We start from the raw sequence: 18,457 nt of genomic DNA on the forward strand, positions 1-18,457 counted from the left end.
GAAGTCAAAGAAAGAATTGATACCTTTTTGGATTGCTTGTAAAGGGGATAGATAATAAGAGATGATGAAGTAGAGTAAAATGATACTAGCTATACTTGTAAAAATAACAATAGTAGTTTGAATATAAGCTATTTTTAAAGCAGGAGCTTCAATAACTTCTATATTTTCGCCCGCACAAGTTGTATAACCATCAACATTAACACAAATACCAAATCTATTGTTACCATTTTGTGTGGTATAGCTGAAAATATTATAATCACCAGCTTTTTCATAAGCTTTAGCAACTGTTATAATATCTGGATTTTGCTTATCGCTAACTAATGATTTGTCAGTTGAGGCAAATACAGTATAAGCTTGGTCAAATACAAAGGTTCTTCCTGGTAGTTCGCTAAATTCGTTTTGTAGATCTTTTACCAAAACATCAATAGCTAGTATACCTATAAATTTACCATCTTTGATTAATGGCATAGAGTAGGTAAAACATGGTAAACCAGTTGTTGCATCAATATAAGATGCGGTAATGTATAAGCCATTTTTCTTTCTAGCTTCTATATAAAATTCTCTTGTAGTAGCATCGTAATTATCTGCTTTTCCGTAAATTCCATAATCTAAGCCTTTGCTATCGCTATCTGGATCACTTACTATTAACTCACCGCTTGGCTGAGCTATATAAACAGCTAAATAACTATTCATATCTCTAACTGTTTTTAGTAAATTACCTGTATTATCCATAAGTTTTTCTTGAGTGTTAAGTTCGCTATATGGAAGCTTTAAGATGGCTTGAGAAAGTTTTTCCAAAGAATGCACATTGAGCTTTTTGAAATCTCTCATTGATTTTTCTGCAGTTCTTACATAATTAGTTTCAGCTTTTACTACCTCATAATTTAAGGCTTTTTTTGTAAAAATAAAACTAACAACGCCAAGTATTATAAGACATACTATAGCTATAATGTTTGCTATTAATGAAATTTTTAATTTGATACTTTTCATTAATTAAACTCCTTTGATGTTATGGTGAATTTTAAATGAGTTTATTATATCATTAAAAATTAAAAAAGAAACAAATATTATTTAAACGATAAATTTTTATAAAGAGTATTTAAGAGCCCAAAACATGCTTTTGAAAGTATAGTGTAAGTCTCATCAAAATTCCCACTATACCAAGGATCAGGCACTTCGTCATATCCTAATTCTAAGGCAAAAGAAGTGATTTTATGAATTTTATGTTTTGCATTTGGAAAATTTTTAACTATATCATTATAATTAGAATTATCCATTACGATAATTAAATCATTATCCTCGCACATTTTTAAATTTAGTTTTTTACTGCAAAATGGCTTAGAATTTATATTTTTGTTATCTAATAAAGCTTTAGTTTTATAATGCATATCCTCCCCATCGTGGTAACCTGAAGTACCTGCACTAGAAATAATAAATTCATTATTTAAATTTGCTTTTGTTAAAAGATCCTTCATAATAAATTCGGCCATGGGAGAACGACAAATATTACCTAAACAAACAAAAATAATTTTAGTCATATTTTTCCTTTTATTTTTGTGTAGTTTTTTCAAAATTATAGCAGTATTTCAAAATATTTTTAAAGATTAATTAAAACTAAGATATAATTTTTCATTAATGGGGAGCTTTTGCTGAGAGGAAGTATAACTTCGACCCTTGAGAAGTTTGGTAATGCAAACTTTGAATTCTTGCAAAAACTTTCCTTTTTTATAAAAAAAGGATAAAAATGATACAAGCAAAAACAAAAACTAAAATTCCTATCTTAACTATAGCAGGAAGTGATTGTAGTGGTGGAGCTGGCATACAAGCTGATTTAAAAACTTTTAGCGCTCATAATTTATTTGGTATGAGTGTAGTTTTAAGCGTTGTGGCTGAAAATACTGCAAGAGTGATTTCTTGTTTTGATATACCCACTAAGATAATAGATGAGCAAATGCTAGCAGTTTATGAAGACATAGAGCCAGCTGCTGTGAAAATTGGAATGCTGGGTTCAAAGGAAATCATAATTTGTGTAAAAGAAAATTTATTGCGCTTTAAAGCTAAAAATGTAGTGATTGATCCTGTGATGTTTGCAAAAAATGGCTATGCTTTAATGCCTTTAGAAAATTGTCAGTTTTTTAAAGATGAAATTTTATCTTTAGCTGATGTACTTACTCCAAATATTCCCGAGGCTGAGTTTTTGTGTGATTTTAAAATACTTAATGAGGAGGATATGAAAAAAGCCGCTATAAAACTTCACAAAGAAGGTGCAAAAAGTGTTTTGATTAAAGGTGGACATAGTAAATATAACACCAATGATGTTTTTTATGATGGAAAGGAATTTAGTATTTTTAAAGCAGAAAAAATTAATACAAAAAATACACACGGCACAGGTTGTACATTAAGTTCAGCTATAGCTAGTAATCTTGCCTTAGGTAAAGAAAAACGTGAAGCTATAAAACTTGCTAAAGATTATGTGTATGGAGCTATATTAAATTCTTTAGCACTTGGAAAAGGTTGTGGCCCGACTAATCATTTTTTTCAATATGACAAGGAGTAAAAATGATTATTAAAGCAGTAAGAGAAAAAAATCCTTTGATTCATCATATTACTAATTATGTTACAGCTAATGATTGTGCAAATATAACTATAGCAATGGGAGCAAGTGCTGCTATGGCTGATTTTTATGAAGAGCAAGCTGATTTTGCTAGAATAAGTTCAGCCTTAGTATTAAACACAGGTACGATTAATCAACTTATAGCAAATTCTATGTTAAAAGCAACTAAAGAATATACTTTATTAAATAAACCTATAATTTTTGATCCTGTTGCTTTGGGTGTGAGTAAGGCAAGAGATGGGATTAATTTTGAATTACTTAATCTAAAAGGTATTAGTATTGTTAAGGCAAATGCATCTGAAATGGCTAGTGTTATAGGTTTAGATGGTAAAGCAAGAGGGGTTGATAGTACTTTTGTAATCGATAATGAGTTTTTAGAAAAAGCTAAAGAATACTCTTATAAAACTAAGCGTGTTTTAGCTATAACTGGAAAAATTGATTATATTATAAATCAAGAGCGTATTGCTAAAATTTATAATGGCTCAATCATGGCTACTAAGATAACTGGAGCAGGTTGTATGTGTGCTTCTTTGTGTGGAGTTTTTGCAGGAGCGTTAGAAGATAAATTTCAGGCTAGTTTATATGCTTTGCTTAGTTTTGGCATAGCTAGCGAAATCGCTCAAGAGCTTTCTAGTGGAAGTGGTAGTTTTAGAGTGAATTTAATCGATGCTTTAAATAATTTAGATGATGAAGAAATTAAAAAAAGAGCCAAATATGAAATCATTTAAAATTTATCTTGCCGCAAGCAAGGGTGAAAAAAGCGAAAGCGAGTTTTTAAATATTTTAGAAGCTTCTTTGAAAGCTAAGATTGATATTTTACAACTTAGAGAGAAAAATCTTAGTACTTTAGAATTTTATAATCTTGCTTTAAAAGTTAAAGCTTTGTGTGAAAAATACAACACACCTTTTGTGATAAATGATAGAATCGATATAGCCATGGCTGTGAATGCAAATGGAGTGCATATAGGACAAAAGGATATGCCTTTAAAAAAAGCAAGGGAACTTTTAGGCGAAGAAAAAATCATAGGGCTTACGATCAATCATAAAAATGATCTTATTAATACTCAAGGTGCTACTTATCTTGGAGTGGGGGCTGTTTTTACTACGCCTAGCAAGCAAGATTGTGTTGTGCTTGGCATAGATGGATTAAAAGAAATTGCTAGTTTAGTTTCTTTACCTATTGTGGCTATAGGTGGGATAGATGAAGTTAATTTAAATTTGCTTAAAGATTGTAATATACAAGGTATAGCTGTGGTTAGAGCGATAATGCAAGCAAATGATCCTTATATAGCAACTTTAAATTTAAGATCAAATTTTGATAAAACTTTTATAGGAAAATAATGATTTATTTTATAGGGGATAAAGAATTTGATGGTGTTAAGACTATAAGATTAAATGAAATTAAATTTCTTGATTTTGAAGTTAATTTAAAGGAATTTGATTGTTTAATCATTAGCTCCAAGAATGCATTAAAAGCATTAATGTCAAGTAAAAACAAAATTGATTTTAATATTAAACTTTATGCTGTGGGAGAAAAAAGTGCTGATTTTGCAAAAGAGCTTGGCTTTAAAAATGTCAAATATCCTAGCAAGGCTTATGGTAAAAATTTAGCTAGTGAGTTTTTATTTGAGTTTAAAAATAAAAAATGTCTTTATTTAAGAGCGAAGAAAATTAGTTCAGGTCTTGATGAGTATTTGCTGAAAGAAAATATCCTTTTAAAACAATTAATCGTTTATGAAAATATAGCCATAGAGCCTAAAAAAGATGAGTTAAAAATACATCATCCAAGTGTTTTTATCTTTAGCGCTCCTTCAAGCATAGAGCAATTTTTGAAATTTTTTGCATTAGAAAAAGAAGATAAAGTTGTAGTTATAGGTCAAAGTACAGCTTTAAAACTTCGTAATTTTAAAAATTTATATATATGTAAAGAACAAGATCTAAACTCTTGTTTAAAATTAGCTAAGAGTTTAGATTTTTAAAAGTTTTATATAATAAAAATGAGGCAATAAAAATCATACAAATATCACCCACTAAAGTGGCTAGCCAAACTCCATTTACTCCTAAAAATTGTGTTAGTATAAACAAGGATAAAAATGGGAAAATAAGACTTTGGGAAATAGAAATTCCTAAAGAAAGTAAGGGTTTATCAAGTGCTGTGAAAAATGAAGCGCAGAGTTTTCCAAACCAAGAAAATAAAAAAGAAAAAGAAAAAAATATTAAGGCATTTTGTGCTATATGGATAAAATCTTGGTTGTTATCTTTGTTAAAAACACTTACTATAAGGTTATTGAAAAAATAAACAAATAAAAACACTATTGTACTTACACCCCAAGAAGCAAAAAACATTCTTTTAAAAATAGCTTGAATTCTTGCAATATTTTTGTGTCCATAATTATAACTTAATGCAGGTTGCATAGCATCACACATGGCCAAAACTAGCATGAAAACAAAAGTACTAAGATATAAAATCACAGAAAATGCTGCAACAGCTGTACTTCCAGAAAGTTTAAGCAAGAAAGCATTAGCTAAGATGGTATAAAAAGAGCTAGAAATATTAGAAAAAAATTCAGATGAGCCATTATAAAGTATATTTTTTAGTATTTGTAATTTGATTATCGGTTTTTTAAATTTTAAAGTTAAATCTTTAAAAATAAAAGGTAGTATCCCTAAAACGCTTCCTAAAAACATACCTATACAAGTTGCTAAAGCTGCCGAAAAAAGCCCCCAATCAAAAACTACTATAAAAAGCCAATCAAGAAAAATATTACTCAAAGCAGTAATGATATTAACTATCATGCTATAAAAAGTTTTTCCACAAATCCTAAGATAATTATCCATAGCAAAAGCTAGCATAATAAAGGGAGCAAAAGTGGCAAAAATTTGCATATATTCAGTAGATAAACTTTGAATATTCTCATCAGCTCCCATAAAAGCACTTAATGTTTTTGCTAGAAAAAATCCTAAAATTCCCATTAAACAAGAAATTGCAAAAATAAGAACTATACAAAAAGAAAAAATAGCTCTTGCTTTTTCAACTTTTCCTTTACCTAGATTAATTGCTATTTGCACTGATGAGCCTATGGCTATCATATCAGCTAGAGCAAAACTTATCATGATAAAAGGCATCATTAAATTCATAGCAGCAAGTGCATTTGAACCCAAATATCTTCCAACAAAAATTCCATCAATAATCACATAAAGATAAATAAAAGCCATGCTAGCCATGTTTGGCAAAGCACATTTTATAAATAGTTTGGTAGGATTTAATGTAGTGTAAAAATTATGTATTGACATAGCTTTCCTTATTAAAAATTATTTTATTTAAAATTTTATAGATAAAATAAATTTAATAAAGAGATTCTATACCTTCTATAATATCTTTAAAATATGGATCGACAATGATAATGAAAAAATCTTTGAAAAACATTTATATCACCCAAATTTTAAAAATACAATAAATATTTGGCATTATATTTAAGCTGTAATTATAAATTTCTTAATGTAAATTTTAATTTTTTTTAGACGATTTTTATAAACCCACAAAAAAGGAGCAAGGATGCAAATAAATTCGTATTCACGCGTGGCAGTAGAGTCGCAAGTTAGCAATAGGAAGGCTAATTTGAATACAAAACTTGAAGATGCCAATACCAAAAGTGCTAATAGCACAAAAGATATAGATGAGGATAAGCTTAGTAAGCTTACTAGTATGGGAGGAAAAGGCATAACCGAGCTTTATGCTATGAATTTTATGCAGCAAGTATTTAGCATGAGTTCATCCAATGGTCTATCTCAGGCAGGGATTTTTCAAGGAGCTCAATCTAAGGATTCTTTAACAGCTATTTTATCAAATGTAGATTTTAAAGCTATAGGATATGAAGGTAAAGATATACTTAGTTTAAATGCTGATGAAGCAAAAGAGCTTATTGGGGAAGATGGATATTTTGGTGTAGCAAAAACATCTCAAAGATTGGCTGATTTTGTTATTAATGGGGCTGGTGAAGACATGGAAAAACTTCAAAAAGGTTTAGAAGGTCTAAAAGCAGGATTTGCGCAAGCGGAAAAAATGTGGGGTGGCAAACTTCCTGATATCAGCTATGAGACAATTGATAAAGCTATTGAAACAGTAACTCAAAAAATTAATGAAATGGGTGGAAATTCTTTAGATATCAATGCATAAATTTATATCCCTAGTGCATAAACTAGGGATTTAGTCTATTTTTAAAACACTTAAAAATGCTTCTTGAGGTAAATGCACCTTACCAATAGCTTTCATTCTTTTTTTACCTTCTTTTTGTTTTTCAAGAAGTTTCCTTTTTCTAGTAATATCCCCACCATAACATTTTGCGGTTACATTTTTACCCATGGATTTTACATTTTCTCTTGCAATAATTTTATTTCCTATGCTTGCTTGGATAGCAACTTCAAAAAGCTGTCTTGGGACGATTTCTTTCATCGCTTTTACAAGCTCTCTGCCCTTGCTTAGTGCTTTTTCATTTGGCACTATGATGCTTAGTGCATCGACATTTTCACCAGCTACTTTAATATCAAGTTTTACAAGATCTCCCACTCTAAATTCAATAGGCTCATAATCAAAACTAGCATAGCCTTTGGTAAGTGATTTAAGTTTATCGTAAAAGTCCATAACGATTTCGTTTAAAGGTATATCATACTCAAGTAAAACGCGCTCAGGAGTGATGTAATCCATCTTAACTTGCATACCGCGTTTGCGATTTAAAAGAGTGATTAAATTCCCTAGGTATTCGCTTGGAGTTATGATAGTTGCTTTTACATAAGGTTCTTTTATATAATCGATTTTATTTACCGGAGGTAGTTCGCTTGGATTTTGAATTTTTAAAACTTCTCCATCGGTTTGATAAATTTTATAAGTAACAGTTGGAGCAGTAGCAATTAAATCAAGGTTAAACTCACGCTCAAGTCTTTCTTTAATAACCTCCATATGCAAAAGACCTAAAAAACCAACTCTAAAACCAAATCCTAAAGCAAGGGATGTTTCAGGTTCATAGGTAATAGAACTATCATTAAGTTTTAATTTGTCCAAAGCATCTCTTAAATCTTCAAATTTATCCGTTTCTATAGGATATAATCCTGCAAAAACAAAAGCTTTGGCTTTTTCAAAACCACCAATGGCTTCTTTTGCTTTGTTTTTAGTTAGTGTTATGGTGTCACCTACTTGAACATCGGCGACATTTTTAAGTCCAAGCACGATAACACCTACTTCACCTGATTCTAATTTTTTAGTTTTTATAGGGCTTAATGGATGAGGATAGAAAAGATCTTGCACGAGATGTTTTTTATCTGTACTCATAACTAAAACTTCATCATTTTTAGCAATATTTCCCTCATAAATTCTAACTAAAGCCAAAGCTCCAAGATAATTATCAAACCAAGAATCATAAATTAAAGCTTTGGTAGGTGCTTCATCATCAGTTTTTGGCGCAGGAATTTTTGTGATGATAGTTTCTATGAGTTCTTTTATACCTACACCTGTTTTTGCGCTAACACAAATTGCATTAGAGCAATCAATTCCTATAATATGCTCTATTTCGTGTTTAACCTTTTCAATATCAGCCGAAGGAAGATCAATTTTATTAATCACTGGTATGATTTCAAGATCATTTTCTAAGGCTATATAAACATTGGCTATAGTTTGAGCCTCTACTCCTTGAGAAGCATCAACAACAAGTAAAGCTCCTTCGCAACTTGCCAAAGAACGACTTACTTCATAGGAAAAATCAACATGGCCCGGAGTGTCTATTAAATTTAATACATATTCTTCATTGTTGAATTTATAATTTAAACGCACAGATTGAGCTTTTATAGTTATACCACGCTCTTTTTCTATATCCATAGTATCCATTACTTGGGCGCTCATTTGTCTATCGCTAATAGCTCCGCATTCGCTGATAATTCTATCAGCTAATGTGCTTTTACCATGATCAATATGAGCTATAATAGAGAAATTTCTAATATTTTTCATCAAAAAACCTTAAGATTGTCTCATTTTTCTTTTTGCTAGACCTATTTGCTCATAAGCATCAATTTCTTTTTTCAAAGCTTTATATCTTTTTTTTAGCTCATTGTTTAAAAATGAAATGTTTTTAGGAGTAGCATTAGCATTGGCTGAAATAGCACTAATGAAATCAAGTTTTCTTTTAGTGGCGCTGTCTTTTGGATTAGATCCTAGTTTTTGTGAATTTAAAAATTGCAAAATTAAGGCTTGAATTTCTTGAGAGTTGTTTGCATTATTTGCTTTAGATATAAAATCTTCTATATTGCTTATTTTTGGAGTTTTAGCTGGATTTGATTTGCTTGGTTGTTTTTCTTTGTGCATGAAAAATAATACCAAAAGAATTCCAAGTATGATAATTATCACTAAAGCTATAACTAAAAAAATAAAAAGAGAATTATTCATGTAAAACTTTCCTATAATTTTGTTGCATAAGATCTTTTAAAATAACTTGCTAAGCTTAATGCTACCATAAATAAAAATCCCCAATACACATAATCAGGAATTTTCACAGAATCTCCTGCTGCATAAGAATGCATACCAGTTAAAAAGTAATTTACACCAAAATAAGTCATGATAATTACCCAATATGCAAACATGGAGCAAACTGCAAAAATGTATTGATTTGTCCATTTTGGTACCATTCTAATGTGCAAAATAGCTGCATAAACTAAAATACTAATTAAAGCCCAAGTTTCTTTAGAGTCCCAACTCCAATATCTTCCCCAACTTTCATTTGCCCATATAGCACCTAAGAAATTTCCAACTGTAAGTAAGCAAAGTCCTAAAATCATAGCCATTTCGTTGATTCTTGTCGCTTCTGTAATATTTCTTAAAATGTTTTCATTATGTTTGCCATTGATTTTTAGCATACATAATAAAATAAGTACAAATATACCCAACAATGCACATAATCCTAAAAATCCATAGCTAGCAGTAATAACCGAAACATGTATTGTTAGCCAATAAGATTGCAACACAGGAACTAAATTGGTAATTTGCGGATCCATTTGGCTAAGATGAGCTACACCTAAAGTAACTCCTGCTAAAATAGAGGTTAAAGAAAGTGCAATAGGGCTTTTTCTTGAAAAGAAAATTCCAGATAATGATAAAGCCCAAGCTATATAAACCATGCTCTCATATGCATTACTCCATGGAGCGCGACCTGCTATATACCAACGCAAAGCCAAACCTAGAGTATGGATGAAAAATGCCACAATATTAAACACATAAACACATTTAAATATAAAATCAATGCGAATTTTTGGCAGAAGCATTTTAACAAAAACTATAATCAAAAGTAAAAATCCAGCGCATAAATAAAGCGGAGCAAGATTTACAAAAATTTGACTTTTGTTGAAAAAGATTTCTGTATTAATTTTTTTAGCACTTGGCATAATTTCATGGCCGTATTTTTCTTGGTAATTTTTGATAATATTTAAATTTTTAGTTGCTTCATCCCAGTTGTTATGTGCAATAGAATTACTAACTGCATTGAAATAATTTTCTAAAATGCTTCTTACTTCTTTACCTTCTTCGCCTTTTAAACCTATATATGCTTCGCGTGGCGCCACCCATTGATTATTGGTGCTATTTTGTAGTGGAATAAATTTAAAAATATCTCCTGAAAAAATTAAATTTACAATATTTACTCTTTCATCAAGCTTGATTATTTCTTTATCAAAAACACTTCTACGATTTGGATTTTTTCTATTAGCATTTTCTACATATTTTTGTAGTTTATAAGCATCTGTAGTGAAAAAATCTTTAAAACTAGTATAAGCTCTAGGTTCAATACCTAAAATTTTAGAAATTTCTTCATTAACCAAGCGACTTGTTGGCATAAATATAATATCTTTATCGTACCATGCACTGCCATCAAAAATCATTGATATGATAGTTGCTTCGGCACTTTGGCCTTGAAAGGTTGTGTTTTTGTATATTTTTTCTAAAACTTCCATAGCTAAAGTATTAAAAGGAACCATTCTACCATCAGGTTTTTGCACTACCAAAGAAGCAAGTTCTTTAGCATGTGTTTCATCTACCTTGATGGGTTCATTTGCATAAGTATTTTGGCTTGCAAAAAAAACTAATATAAATGTCAATATCGCACTTGTTTTTTTCAAGGTGTCTTGATTGATTAATTTAGCTAAAGTCCTAAATCTTGAATGAGGATTTAAAATATTTAAAAACATTCCTAATGTAAGTAAAAAATATCCAATATATGTAGGAATTTTACCCGGATCTTTATTAACTGAAAGTATGGTGCCAAGCTCATCTTGATCATAAGAACTTTGGTAAAATCTATAACCTTGATAATCTAAAACATTATTCATAAAAATCTTATATTCTAATTTTTGTTCGGCATTATCAATTTCCACATAACTTGCATAAGACATAGGCGACATCGAGCCAGGATAGCGTTCTAGCTCAAAGTCTTTTAAGTACATTTCAAATGGCATTTCTATTCCTTTAGGACCCCATCTTAAAAAGAAAGGTTGACCTGCTACATCAATACGGATAGGCGAGTTGTATTCTACTAGGAAAACTTCTTTAGATTCTCCTTTATAGCTTAATTTTAATTTTAAAGCATTAATAGCATTTTCTGAAAGTTGAGTTGGCATATATTTAGTGCTTTGTGCAAAGTCTTTGAAATTATTTAATAAAGAATTATTCCAGTATTTTGCCTCACCAAATAAAGAAATCAAAGCATTGCGTCCTAGCTCTATCCAACTATTTTTAAACCAAGTAAAAAAGCTTTCATCTTGAGCTTGATTAACGCCTTCTAAGGTTTTTTTACCATGTAAAGAAGCAAATTTTACCACTAAATTAATATCATTAAAAGAATATAATCTTAAATCTTTAGCTTGTGCTTTTTGATTTGCTTTTAAAATGTTTTCTTTACCATCACTCATTGACATGTATTTTAAATCAAAATCAGCACTAAGCTTTAGATCTTTATCAATTTTTATATAAGGACTTGGAGCAGAGTCGTTTAAAAATGCTATATTGACACCATTGATATTTTTTATATCCCCTGCTTGAAAAAGCAATTCTTTAGATTCGTTATTTTGTGAAAGCATTAAAGATAAAAGAGGAGCAGAGTTGTTATCATCGATATAAATTTCTTTTGCATCTAAAATCAAATTTTCATATGAAATTTGAGCCTTTTCATCGGGTAGTATTAAATCAAATGAAAAATCATTTACAAAAGGTAAAGTGGCAATATATTCAGATTTTGCAGCACTATATACTTTATCATCTTTTAAGGTTGCTATGTAGATATAACTTTTTGAGGTTTCAATGATATTATTTTTTTCGTTTTCCCTAATGTGTAAATTTCCTTCAAATCCCATATATCTAGTCATAGCTGAACCTAGCAATATAAATAAAAATGAGATATGAAAGATTAAAAGCGGTATTTTTCTCTTGTTAAACATTTTATATTTAAAAAGAGCTGTTAAAAGATTGATTCCTAGTATGAGCTGTATAAAGCCAAACCAAGATGTTCCATATATCATGGCCCATGCTGTTGGAGTATTGTAAGCACTTTCTATAAAAGTAGCTAGAGCGCAAAATAGGGCAAAAATTAAAAATAAAAAAATAGAAATTTTTATATCCCCAAAAGCTAAAAGTTGTCTTCTCATGATTTAAGCTCCAAGGTATTTTTTTCTAATCTCATCATTACCGATAAGATCTTTTGCAGGTGCATGCATAGCGATTTTACCATTTTCTAGAACATAAGCATAATCGCTGATTTTTAAAGCTGAAAATGCATTTTGTTCCACTAATAAAATAGTAATACCTTCTTCTTTTAATTTGACTATAATATCAAAAACCTCTCCAACTATTTTTGGAGCAAGTCCTAGCGAAGGTTCATCTAGCATTAAAAGTTTTGGCTCACTCATAAGAGCTCTTGAAATAGCTAGCATTTGAGCTTCTCCACCGCTTAGAGTCCCCGCTAATGCGTTTTTTTTATCTTTTAATCTTGGGAAAAGTCTATACATTTGATTTTTCAAATGTTCATAGTTTTCTGCATTATTAAAAGCACCAATTTTTAAATTTTCTTCTATAGTGAGATTTATAAAAACTCTTCTTCCTTCAGGTACCAATGCTATACCTTTTTGTACTAAAGTATGAGGTAAATGTCTTTGAGTGTCATAACCTAAAAAACTTACTTCACCAGTTTTTTTAACACAATTTAGCATTGCATTAAGTGTTGATGTTTTTCCTGCACCATTTGAGCCTATCAAGCTAACTATACTTCCTGTTTTTATGGTGAAATCTATACCTTTAACAGCTTCTATTAAGCCATAATAAACATGTAAATCTTTAACTACTAGCATTAAAATCTCCCAAATATGCACTAATTACTTCAGGATTTTGAACAGCATCACTTGGTTTTCCTTCAAAAATAGTCTTACCATAATCAAGCACCATAACCCTATCGCAAAGCTTATTTACAAATTTCATATCATGCTCAATAAGCAAAACGCTGATTTTTTTATTATTTCTTATATCAAAAATCAATTCGGCTAAATCATCGCTTTCTGTTGAATTCATACCTGCTGCTGGTTCATCTAACAATAAAAGTTTAGGATTTGTTGCTAAAGCTCTTGCTATTTCAACTTTTCTTTGTTGTCCATAACTTAAACTAGTGGCCCTTTCATCAGCCAAATGAGCAATATTGAGTTGTTCTAAAATTTCATAAGCTGCTTTTTTTGCATTTTTTTCTGCTTTGGAGAATCTTCCCAAATGTAAAAAAGCTTCAAAAATATTATATTTAATACTCTTATCAAAACCAATTAATACATTTTCTAAAACACTCATGCTAGAAAAAAGTCTAATATTTTGAAAAGTTCTTGCTATGCCTAGATGAACTATTTTGTGCGGCTTTAAATGGTCAATCTTTTTTCCTAGAAAAAATACTTCTCCACTGCTTGGTTTATAATTTCCTGTAATAATATTAAATAGTGTCGTTTTTCCTGCACCATTTGGACCTATAAGTCCAAAAATTTCGCTTTCTTTTATAGTAAAAGAAGTATTTGCTATAGCACTAACTCCACCAAAATTTTTATGGATTTTTTTAAGCTCTAAAATCATTTTTTATTCCTTTTAGAAAACTTAAATAAAATATCTGTTAATTCTTTATCACCCATTATTCCTCTTCTTGCAAAAAGCATTACTAAAATCAATATAACAGAAAACACAACCATTCTAAGACCAGGCATGGCAGGAGTTTCATAACCAAAAATATTCATACTCTCATCTAAAAATCTTAAATACTCACTTCCGCCTATTACTAAAATAGCTCCTATGATGGCACCAGTAGTTGAACCTAAGCCGCCTAAAACAATGATGATTAAAAGCTGAAAAGTAAATAAAAAGTCAAATTGTTCAGGTGAAACTGAAGCTAGTGCGCAAGCTAATAAGCCTCCTCCAACACCCTCTAAAAATGCTGAAGTGCTAAAGGCTAAGGTTTTAATATTAAAAGTGTTAATACCCATTGCTAATGCTGCATCTTCATCATCTCTTATAGCTTTCATGGCTCTACCAAATTTTGAACTAACAATATTTAAGATGATAATAACAGAAAATATAGCAATCCCACCACTCCAGTATAAGGTAGTATGCTTAGGAATATCGTTTAAGCCCAAAGAGCCATTTGTAACAGAAGCAAAGTTAATTGCCATAAGCTTGATAATAATTCCAAAGCCTAGTGTTACAATAGCTAAATAATCTCCTCTAACTCTAAATACTGCAAAGGCTAAAACTAAAGATAAAAGCATAGCACAAACCCCAGCGGCAAGTAAAGCTACAATAAAGCTTGGCGAATGAATCATCAAAATAAAACTACTTGGATCCTCTAAAGAAAACTGATCGATTTTGCTTTCACTTGTAAGTAAAACTAAGGCCGCAACATAAGCTCCTATAGCTACAAAACCATTTGGCTCTAATGAAAATTGTCCTGTAACTCCATTGATAAGATTATAACTTACCGCTAAGATTACAAAAATAGCAATATTGCTTAAAATTCCTATTTTATAATCGTTAAAAAAATAAGGAGATATAAAAAGAAAAGCAAGCGCTATAATAAAGAAACTTAAATGTGTAATTTTTCTTGCAATCATTTTAAAACCTACTTTTTTCAAAATTAATACCCAAAATTCCAGTTGGTTTAAAAAGTAAAATTAATACCAAAAAGATAAATGCAAATGCATCTTTAAAACCAGAAAGATCAGGGAAAATAGCAACAACAACAACCTCTGTAAAACCTATAATCAAACCACCTAAAACTGCTCCGGCAACAGAACCAATACCACCTAAAACAGCAGCGCCAAAGGCCTTAAGTCCTATAAGAGTTCCCATACTAGGTTCAACAGAAGGATAACTAACAGCCCAAAAAATACCACCAATAGCAGCTAAAGCTGAACCTAGTGCAAATACAATAGCGATAATACGATTTGCATCAATTCCCATTAAATTTACAGTATGAATATCAAAAGCTAAAGCCCTAATAGCAATGCCATATTTGCTTTTATAAAGTATGAATAAAACCACTAATAATATAAAAAATGTCAAAATAGGCACTAAAATACTATTAACACTAATGCTGATATTATTAAAATTAATCACTGTTTCAAGATAACTTGGCACAGGAAAATACTTTGGTGTTGAGCCAAATAAAACATTAAATACATTTTGTATTAAAAAACTTATACCTATGGCTGTGATGAGTAAAGAAATTCTAGGTGCTTTTCTTAGAGGTTTATAAGCTACCCTATCAATAGCTATACCTAAGGCCGCTGCAAATAACATAGCTAAAGAAAGAGCGCCTAAGAAAGGTACATTCATACTTGTAACACAAAATAAAGCTGAATATGCACCCACCATCATAATATCACCATGTGCGAAATTAATCAGTCTTAAAACACCATAAACCATTGTATAGCCTATGGCGATAAGTGCATACATACTACCTAAACTAAATCCATTTATAATTTGCTGTAAAATTAAAGAACTATCCATTGAACCTCTTAAAATTTTTATTTATGGTAGAATCGAGTCTTTATAAACTTGTTTTTGATTCTCTATTGATTTTATAACAATTGAGCGCGTGGCATTACCTGTTTTGTCTATACTAATCACTCCACTAACACCTTCAAATTTAGAAGTAGCATGAATGTTGTTGTTGATACATTCACTATTGAAATCATTAACGCATTTTTGCATAGCTTCAAAGATTACAAAATATGCATCTGCACCCATAGCTGTAAAATTTGGAACTTCTTTGCTTTGTTTTTCTTTTTCATAGGCTAATATAAAGTCTTTTGAAAGCTGTGTTGGAGGGTTATTATAATCAAAACTATCTGTAAATAAATATCCTTCTGCTGCATCTTGAGCTAGATTAATAAAAGTTTCATCGGCAACTCCATCTGCCGAACCCATAGGAATATTAACACCCATTGCTTTTGCTTGGCGTGCGAATAAAGAAGCCTCAGTGTAATATACTGGAAGATAAATAAAATCAGGTTTTAAATTTTTAACTTGAGAAAGTATAGCTTTAAAGTCTTTATCGCCTGCTGTAATTCTAAATTTATCTAAAATTTTTCCACCTTGTTTGCTAAATTCTTTTTCAAAGGCCCTAGTTAAACCCAAAGAATAATCTGCGCTTTGATCGCTGATAATCACAGCTTTAGTGTAATTTAACTTATTTTTTACATAATTAGCCAAAGATGAGCCTTGAAAACTATCCATAAAACAAACTCTACTGGCATATAATTTTTTATTTAAAATTTTATCAGCAGTAGCTGCAGGAGCAACCACTGGTATCTTTTTTTCCTCGCCAATTCTTATCACTTGTAAAGTATTAGCTGTTAGCATTTCTCCAATAAGTGCATAAGCTTTATTTTGCGAAATTAATCTTGTGCTAGCATTTGCGCTTTCTATTTTATCACCTTTTGTATCTACTACAACAAGATTTACCTTATCACCATTACTTAAAGTATTTTTCATAGAATTTGCAATTTTCACTCCATCTAAAGCACTTTGACCATAAGCTGCAGTAGATCCTGTTAGAGGTAAAACTACGCCAATGTTAATTTCTTTTGCCTGTATGATATTACAAGCTATGATAGACAATATAGCTATACTAATTTTTTTCATAGTTTAACCTTTCAAGGATTAATAATAGTTTTATAAACTTGTTTTTGTTCTTGTATTTCTTTTATAACTACAGAACGACTTGCATTGCCACTAGCATCTATGCTTATAACTCCACCTACGCCTTCAAAATTATTAGTAGAATGAATTTTTTCATTAATGCATTGTGCGTTAAGATTATTAGCACATTCATTCATTGCATTTACCATCACATAATAAGCATCAGCTCCCATAGCAGAAAATGCTGGAAGCTCTTTGGTGCCATGATCTTTTTCATAAGCATTGATGAAATTTTTAGACAAAGTTGTTGGCGGATTGTTATAGTCAAAACTATCGGTAAAGATTACTCCATTTACAGCATCACCCCCAAGTTCAATAAATGTTTTATTATTTACCCCATCACCTGCACTTAAAAGTTTATTAAAACCAACTGCTTTTGCTTGTCTTGCTATTAAAGCTGCTTCTGGATGGTAAATTGGCATATAAACAAAGTCAGGATTGATACTTTTAAGTTGTGAAACAATAGCTTTAAAGTCTTTATCACCCGATGAGATAGTTAATTTTTTAAGTATTTTTCCGCCATTTTGTTTAAATTCTTTTTCAAAGGCTCTTGCTAAGCCTAGTGAATATACATTGCTTTGATCAACTATTACAACTACAGTTTTTAAATTTAAATCTTTATATGCATAGTTTGCAAATTTATCCCCTTGGAAGCTATCCATAAAACAAACTCTACTAGCGTAGCTTTTTTTATCCAAAAGTTTATCGCCTGAAGCAACAGGAGCTATTACTGGAATTTTTCTTTCTTCAGCTATAGATAAAACTTGCATAGTATTTGGTGTAACAGCTTCACCTATAAGTCCTAAAACTTTATCTTGAGAGATAAGTCTAGTGGTGGCATTTGCTGCTTCTATTTTATCACCTTTTGTATCTATGGCTATAATTTTAACATTATCTCCGTTTTTTAAATTTGGATTTAAGGTATTAGCTAGTTTGATACCTTCATACACATCATTACCATAAGCCGCTAAAGCGCCAGTAAGTGGTAAAATAACTCCTATTTTTACTTCCGCAGCATAAATTGAACTAGCACAAAGCAAGCTAGCTAGCAGTAGATTTTTTTTCATGAAAACTCCTTTTTTATTTTAAAAATGTATTATGTTTTGTTTTTGGTGCTGGTTCTTCTTCTAAAAGATCTTTTTGATTAAGCTCGATAGAAAAATTTTGCCCCTTTAAGTAAGCTATAATGTGATCCATATCACTTTCACTTAATTTTTTGGCGTATATGCTCATTTGAATGCTATCGCTTGATTGATCTTTAAAATATCCATTAGCATAGTCTTTTAAGGCACCTTTGATTTCTTCTGGACTTAAATCTTTAATAGCTTTTTTGCCATAAGAATTTTTTTCTCCATTTTCTCCGTGACAGGTGTTACATTTGTTTTTAAAATATATTTCTTTAGCTTTTTTTAAATCATAGCTAATATTATCATTAAAAGTATAAGTAAATAAAGACTTTATATTAAAAGCCATTAAAGAATTTATAAATAAAATACTAATTATAAATGAGCGTAACATAATATGCCTTTTTTAAATATAAATAAAGCTCGATTATATCTAAAAAAAATAAACAATTTTATCTCAATCTCACT

18 protein-coding genes are annotated in these 18,457 nt (G+C 30.3%); 5 read left to right on the forward strand and 13 right to left on the reverse strand.

Annotated features, from left to right (window positions below; genetic code table 11):
• The coding region (locus tag L8X33_RS07800) for a PDC sensor domain-containing protein (protein WP_263670399.1) at window positions 1-990 on the reverse strand (990 nt) is incomplete at its 3' end.
• Window positions 991-1,067: 77 nt separating this feature from the next.
• Window positions 1,068-1,538, reverse strand: coding sequence for a low molecular weight protein-tyrosine-phosphatase (locus tag L8X33_RS07805; RefSeq protein WP_263660840.1), 471 nt, complete (start codon window positions 1,536-1,538; stop codon window positions 1,068-1,070).
• A 206-nt stretch (window positions 1,539-1,744) separates the two neighbouring features.
• On the opposite strand from L8X33_RS07805, the gene thiD reads away from it, so the two are divergent.
• Genes thiD through L8X33_RS07825 form a run of 4 tightly spaced genes read left to right on the forward strand, consistent with a single transcriptional unit; the run spans window position 1,745 to window position 4,593 of the window.
• Window positions 1,745-2,557: a bifunctional hydroxymethylpyrimidine kinase/phosphomethylpyrimidine kinase gene (thiD, locus tag L8X33_RS07810; RefSeq protein ID WP_412175232.1), complete on the forward strand. Its 813-nt coding sequence runs from the start codon at window positions 1,745-1,747 to the stop codon at window positions 2,555-2,557.
• Window positions 2,558-2,559: 2 nt separating this feature from the next.
• The gene (gene thiM / locus L8X33_RS07815) at window positions 2,560-3,342 is read left to right on the forward strand and encodes a hydroxyethylthiazole kinase (protein WP_263670401.1); all 783 of its coding nucleotides are present in this window, start codon (window positions 2,560-2,562) and stop codon (window positions 3,340-3,342) included.
• Window positions 3,329-3,955 (forward strand): thiamine phosphate synthase, encoded by a 627-nt coding sequence (thiE, locus tag L8X33_RS07820; protein WP_263670402.1) that lies wholly within the window; start codon window positions 3,329-3,331, stop codon window positions 3,953-3,955. Before thiM ends, thiE begins: the two co-directional genes overlap by 14 nt.
• Window positions 3,952-4,593 (forward strand): uroporphyrinogen-III synthase, encoded by a 642-nt coding sequence (locus L8X33_RS07825; protein ID WP_318529723.1) that lies wholly within the window; start codon window positions 3,952-3,954, stop codon window positions 4,591-4,593. The genes thiE and L8X33_RS07825 overlap by 4 nt, the downstream gene beginning before the upstream one ends.
• On the opposite strand, the gene L8X33_RS07830 is transcribed toward L8X33_RS07825, so the two are convergent.
• Window positions 4,574-5,902 (reverse strand): MATE family efflux transporter, encoded by a 1,329-nt coding sequence (locus tag L8X33_RS07830; RefSeq protein ID WP_263660842.1) that lies wholly within the window; start codon window positions 5,900-5,902, stop codon window positions 4,574-4,576. The genes L8X33_RS07825 and L8X33_RS07830 overlap by 20 nt on opposite strands.
• Before the next feature lie 268 nt (window positions 5,903-6,170).
• On the opposite strand from L8X33_RS07830, the gene L8X33_RS07835 reads away from it, so the two are divergent.
• Window positions 6,171-6,791: a hypothetical protein gene (locus L8X33_RS07835; protein WP_263670404.1), complete on the forward strand. Its 621-nt coding sequence runs from the start codon at window positions 6,171-6,173 to the stop codon at window positions 6,789-6,791.
• 30 nt (window positions 6,792-6,821) lie between these two features.
• On the opposite strand, the gene lepA is transcribed toward L8X33_RS07835, so the two are convergent.
• The 10 genes from lepA to L8X33_RS07885 are packed head-to-tail and all read right to left on the reverse strand — an operon-like array spanning window position 6,822 to window position 18,386.
• Window positions 6,822-8,612, reverse strand: coding sequence for a translation elongation factor 4 (gene lepA / locus L8X33_RS07840; RefSeq protein WP_263659952.1), 1,791 nt, complete (start codon window positions 8,610-8,612; stop codon window positions 6,822-6,824).
• A 9-nt stretch (window positions 8,613-8,621) separates the two neighbouring features.
• Window positions 8,622-9,047 (reverse strand): hypothetical protein, encoded by a 426-nt coding sequence (locus L8X33_RS07845; protein ID WP_263659953.1) that lies wholly within the window; start codon window positions 9,045-9,047, stop codon window positions 8,622-8,624.
• Window positions 9,048-9,058: 11 nt separating this feature from the next.
• Window positions 9,059-12,289, reverse strand: coding sequence for a c-type cytochrome biogenesis protein CcsB (gene ccsB, locus L8X33_RS07850; protein ID WP_263666942.1), 3,231 nt, complete (start codon window positions 12,287-12,289; stop codon window positions 9,059-9,061).
• 3 nt (window positions 12,290-12,292) lie between these two features.
• Window positions 12,293-12,988, reverse strand: a complete 696-nt coding sequence (locus L8X33_RS07855; protein WP_133319837.1) for an ABC transporter ATP-binding protein — start codon at window positions 12,986-12,988, stop codon at window positions 12,293-12,295.
• Window positions 12,975-13,745, reverse strand: a complete 771-nt coding sequence (locus L8X33_RS07860) for an ABC transporter ATP-binding protein (RefSeq protein WP_133319838.1) — start codon at window positions 13,743-13,745, stop codon at window positions 12,975-12,977. The genes L8X33_RS07855 and L8X33_RS07860 overlap by 14 nt, the downstream gene beginning before the upstream one ends.
• Complete coding sequence (locus L8X33_RS07865; protein ID WP_263666941.1) at window positions 13,742-14,773, reverse strand: branched-chain amino acid ABC transporter permease; 1,032 nt, start codon at window positions 14,771-14,773, stop codon at window positions 13,742-13,744. Before L8X33_RS07865 ends, L8X33_RS07860 begins: the two co-directional genes overlap by 4 nt.
• Before the next feature lies 1 nt (window position 14,774).
• Window positions 14,775-15,671, reverse strand: coding sequence for a branched-chain amino acid ABC transporter permease (locus tag L8X33_RS07870; RefSeq protein ID WP_220566316.1), 897 nt, complete (start codon window positions 15,669-15,671; stop codon window positions 14,775-14,777).
• Window positions 15,672-15,692: 21 nt separating this feature from the next.
• Entirely contained in the window at window positions 15,693-16,808 is a 1,116-nt protein-coding gene (locus L8X33_RS07875; protein WP_263666940.1) for an ABC transporter substrate-binding protein, read from the reverse strand.
• Window positions 16,809-16,819: 11 nt separating this feature from the next.
• Entirely contained in the window at window positions 16,820-17,932 is a 1,113-nt protein-coding gene (locus L8X33_RS07880) for an ABC transporter substrate-binding protein (RefSeq protein ID WP_133319841.1), read from the reverse strand.
• A 13-nt stretch (window positions 17,933-17,945) separates the two neighbouring features.
• Window positions 17,946-18,386, reverse strand: coding sequence for a c-type cytochrome (locus tag L8X33_RS07885; protein WP_412175233.1), 441 nt, complete (start codon window positions 18,384-18,386; stop codon window positions 17,946-17,948).
• Window positions 18,387-18,457 lie beyond the last annotated feature (71 nt).

Source organism: Campylobacter sp. CNRCH_2014_2849 (assembly GCF_025772845.1).
GTDB lineage: Bacteria > Campylobacterota > Campylobacteria > Campylobacterales > Campylobacteraceae > Campylobacter_D > Campylobacter_D lari_D.

Excerpts from the sequence above, each read along its gene's own strand:
- L8X33_RS07805 (WP_263660840.1), bottom strand. The coding sequence starts at position 1,538 with ATGACTAAAATTATTTTTGTTTGTTTAGGTAATATTTGTCGTTCTCCC.
- thiD (WP_412175232.1), top strand. The coding sequence starts at position 1,745 with ATGATACAAGCAAAAACAAAAACTAAAATTCCTATCTTAACTATAGCA.
- thiM (WP_263670401.1), top strand. The coding sequence starts at position 2,560 with ATGATTATTAAAGCAGTAAGAGAAAAAAATCCTTTGATTCATCATATT.
- thiE (WP_263670402.1), top strand. The coding sequence starts at position 3,329 with ATGAAATCATTTAAAATTTATCTTGCCGCAAGCAAGGGTGAAAAAAGC.
- L8X33_RS07835 (WP_263670404.1), top strand. The coding sequence starts at position 6,171 with ATGCAAATAAATTCGTATTCACGCGTGGCAGTAGAGTCGCAAGTTAGC.
- lepA (WP_263659952.1), bottom strand. The coding sequence starts at position 8,612 with ATGAAAAATATTAGAAATTTCTCTATTATAGCTCATATTGATCATGGT.
- L8X33_RS07845 (WP_263659953.1), bottom strand. The coding sequence starts at position 9,047 with ATGAATAATTCTCTTTTTATTTTTTTAGTTATAGCTTTAGTGATAATT.
- ccsB (WP_263666942.1), bottom strand. The coding sequence starts at position 12,289 with ATGAGAAGACAACTTTTAGCTTTTGGGGATATAAAAATTTCTATTTTT.
- L8X33_RS07855 (WP_133319837.1), bottom strand. The coding sequence starts at position 12,988 with ATGCTAGTAGTTAAAGATTTACATGTTTATTATGGCTTAATAGAAGCT.
- L8X33_RS07860 (WP_133319838.1), bottom strand. The coding sequence starts at position 13,745 with ATGATTTTAGAGCTTAAAAAAATCCATAAAAATTTTGGTGGAGTTAGT.
- L8X33_RS07865 (WP_263666941.1), bottom strand. The coding sequence starts at position 14,773 with ATGATTGCAAGAAAAATTACACATTTAAGTTTCTTTATTATAGCGCTT.
- L8X33_RS07870 (WP_220566316.1), bottom strand. The coding sequence starts at position 15,671 with ATGGATAGTTCTTTAATTTTACAGCAAATTATAAATGGATTTAGTTTA.
- L8X33_RS07875 (WP_263666940.1), bottom strand. The coding sequence starts at position 16,808 with ATGAAAAAAATTAGTATAGCTATATTGTCTATCATAGCTTGTAATATC.
- L8X33_RS07880 (WP_133319841.1), bottom strand. The coding sequence starts at position 17,932 with ATGAAAAAAAATCTACTGCTAGCTAGCTTGCTTTGTGCTAGTTCAATT.